Genomic DNA, 3,205 nt, shown 5'->3' with positions numbered 1-3,205 from the left:
CGGCATCGCCGAGGCCTGGAAGGAGACCAGAGGCGAGGGGGTGACCGTCGCGGTCATCGACAGCGGGGTCGCGGACGGTCCGGCGGCGTTCCGCGACGCGGTCGCCGGCGGCCATGATGCCTCGGGCGTCGGCGAGCCCGATGGGCGGGCGCCCGTCGGGCCACGGCCCGGGTCGGACCACGGCAGCTGGGTGGCCTCTCTTCTGGCCGCTCGGGGCACCGGCGAGGACGGTGAGGACGGCGTGATCGGTGTCGCGCCGGAGGCGACGTTGCTCTCCGTGTCGATCGGCTTCGCCGACAGCGCGTCCCCCGTCGACTTCGGCGACCAGATCGTCGACGCCGTGCGGTGGTCCGTCGACCACGGCGCGGACGTGATCAACCTGTCGCTCACGACCAACACGAAGAGCTGGCCGTCCAGCTGGGACGACGCGTTCCAGTACGCCGCCGACCACGACGTCGTCGTGATCGCTGCCGCGGGCAACCGCGGCGCGGGCACCGACGTGGTCGGTGCGCCGGCGACGATCCCCGGCGTGCTCAGCGTCGCCGGGGTCGACAGGGAGGGGACGGCCAGCAGGGACTCCTCCAGTCAGGGCATCACGATCGGCGTCGCGGCCCCGAGCGAGGAGCTGCTCGGGGTGTCGCCCGACGGCTCGGTCGCCCGCTGGGAGGGCACGAGCGGTGCCGCACCCATCGTGGCCGGCGTCGCCGCTCTGGTGCGCTCGGCCCACCCGGAGCTCGACGCCGCCAACGTCATCAACCGGATCACGGCGACGGCCAGGCCGGGGCCCGAGCAGGAGGAGGGCACGCAGAGCCCGCTGTACGGCTTCGGCATCGTCGACGCGGACCGGGCGGTGACGGCGAGCGTGGAGCCGGTCGGCGAGAACCCCATGGGCAGCCTGGAGGACTGGGTCGCCACCTACCGACCGGCGCAGGGTGAGGACGACGGCGAGGGAGCAGGCGCCGACGCGGTGCCGGAGACGGTCCCCCCGCTCGAGCCGGAGCCCGAGGCGGGCGCGGGCTCCGGGCCGGGCGCCGACGCCGTCATCTACGGCATCGTGCCGGTGGTGGCCCTCGGAGGAACTGCTACGCTTGTCGTGCTAGGGGCAATCGGTGCTACCCGGCATTTCCGGAGGGTCTCCGAGGAGGAGTAACCTTTTCCCCGACCCCTGATGATCACGTAGGAGAGGCTTTTTCGTGCCCAAGATTCTTATCGTCGGCGGTGGATACGCCGGCTTTTACACCGCGTGGAAGCTTGAGAAGCGCCTCCGCGCCGGCGAAGCCGAAGTTACCGTCGTCGACCCGCTGCCGTACATGGCGTACCTGCCCTTCCTCCCCGAGGTCGCGGCCGGATCGATCGAGCCGCGTCACGCGGTCGTCTCGCAGCGTCGGCACCTGAAGAAGAGCAACGTCGTCCGCGGCAAGGTCGTCAAGGTCAACCACGCCGAGAAGACCGCGATCATCGAGCCGAGCGTCGGCGAGCCCTACGAGTACCACTACGACCAGATCGTCGTGACCGCCGGTTCCGTCTCGCGCACCTTCCCGATCCCGGGTGTCGCCGACACCGCGATCGGCCTGAAGTCGATCGAGGAGGCCGTCGCCATCCGCGACCGCGTGCTCGGCAACTTCGACCGTGCCGCGCAGCTGCCCGCCGGCCCCGAGCGCGAGCGCCTGCTCACCTTCGTCGTCGTCGGCGGCGGTTTCGCCGGCATCGAGGTGTTCTCCGAGCTGCGCTCCTTCGCCTCCGCGTTGCTGAAGCGCTACCCGGAGATCTCCTTCGAGGACACGCACTTCCACCTGATCGAGGCGATGGGCCGCATCATGCCCGAGGTGTCGCAGGAGACCAGCGAGTGGGTGCTGAAGAACCTGGCCGAGCGCGGCGCGAACGTGCACCTGAACACGCAGCTGCAGGACGCGACGGACGGCGTGATCAAGCTGTCGACCGGTCAGAGCTTCGAGTCGGACCTCATCATCTGGACGGCCGGTGTCATGGCCAACCCCGAGGTCGTCCGCACCACCGACCTTCCGGTCGAGGCCCGCGGCCGCATCCAGACCCGCGCCGACCTGCGCGTCGGCACCGCCGAGGAGGTCGTCGAGGGCGCCTGGGCCGCCGGCGACGTCTCCGCGGTCCCCGACCTGACCGGCGGCCTGCCCGACGGCACCTGCGTGCCGAACGCCCAGCACGCCGTGCGCCAGGGCAAGCAGCTCGCCAAGAACATCGTCGCCGTCCTCCGCGGCGAGCAGCCGACGAATTACGTGCACAAGAACATGGGTGCGGTCGCCGGCCTCGGCCTGGGCACCGGTGTGTTCCAGTCGGGCAAGATCTCGATCAAGGGCTTCCCCGCCTGGGTCGCGCACCGCGGCTACCACGGTCTGGCCATCCCCAGCTGGGAGCGCAAGTTCCGCGTGTTCTGGGGCTGGTGGAACAACCTGTGGCTCGACCGCGACATCGTCTCGCTCGAGGCGACGCAGAACCCCCGCGCGTTCTTCGAGCGCTTCGCCTCGCGTCCGAAGCCCCCGGTGGAGGAGGCGCCTGCCGCTGCCCCCGCCGCTGCGGTGAACGACGAGAAGCCCGCGGCGAAGAAGGCCCCCGCGAAGAAGGCTCCGGCCAAGACCACGGCGGCGAAGACCACCGCGGCCAAGGCGACCACCGCGGCCAAGAAGCCCGCGGCGGCGAAGAAGCCGGCGAGCAGCACGGCCGCCAAGACGACGGCCGCGAAGACCACGGCGGCGAAGGCCACCGCGGCCAAGGGCACGAAGGCCGCCGCGCCGACGACCGAGGAGTCGGGTTCCTGACCCACTCCGGCTGAGGCGGTGGGGAGAGCGAGTTTCTCGCGCTCCCCACCGCCTTTCTCGTCTCCGGCCCCCGTAGTCCAACGGCAGAGACAGGCGACTTAAAATCGTTACAGGTGTGGGTTCGAATCCCACCGGGGGCACCGTGCGACCGTCGGGGCGGGACGTCAGCGCCCGGACATCGCGGCTGCTGGACGCGCTCACCGAGGGCGAGAGTATCCACGCGGAAAAACGGGGCCCGACCGGGCGCGAAATGCCCTGGACACGGTAGCGCCCGATCGGTGAAACATTGCGTCCCTATGGTGTGGGGACAGCAGGAGTCGCGCCCCGGTACCGCCGGGGCGCGGCGTCGTGAACACCGACCCCCGAGAGGCCCGACGTGCATTCGTCCCCCCACCACGACCCCCGATCCCGAC

2 protein-coding genes and 1 tRNA gene are annotated in these 3,205 nt (G+C 71.0%); all 3 read left to right on the top strand.

The genetic code is table 11. From position 1 onward, the window contains the following. Positions 1-1,150: S8 family serine peptidase (locus tag FM119_RS01670; RefSeq protein WP_087135962.1), on the top strand; the 1,150-nt coding region annotated here is incomplete at its 5' end. Between the two features lie 43 nt (positions 1,151-1,193). Further along, a complete protein-coding gene (locus FM119_RS01665; protein ID WP_087135961.1) occupies positions 1,194-2,792 on the top strand; it encodes an NAD(P)/FAD-dependent oxidoreductase in 1,599 nt (532 codons plus the stop codon). A gap of 66 nt (positions 2,793-2,858) precedes the next feature. Beyond that, a tRNA-Leu gene (locus FM119_RS01660) sits at positions 2,859-2,932 on the top strand. Positions 2,933-3,205 lie beyond the last annotated feature (273 nt).

It is taken from the genome of Mycetocola reblochoni REB411, assembly GCF_900163835.1.
GTDB classification, from domain to species: domain Bacteria; phylum Actinomycetota; class Actinomycetes; order Actinomycetales; family Microbacteriaceae; genus Mycetocola_B; species Mycetocola_B reblochoni.
Note: the sequence above shows the minus strand (reverse complement) of the source record. Positions and strands in the feature narration are given on the sequence as shown.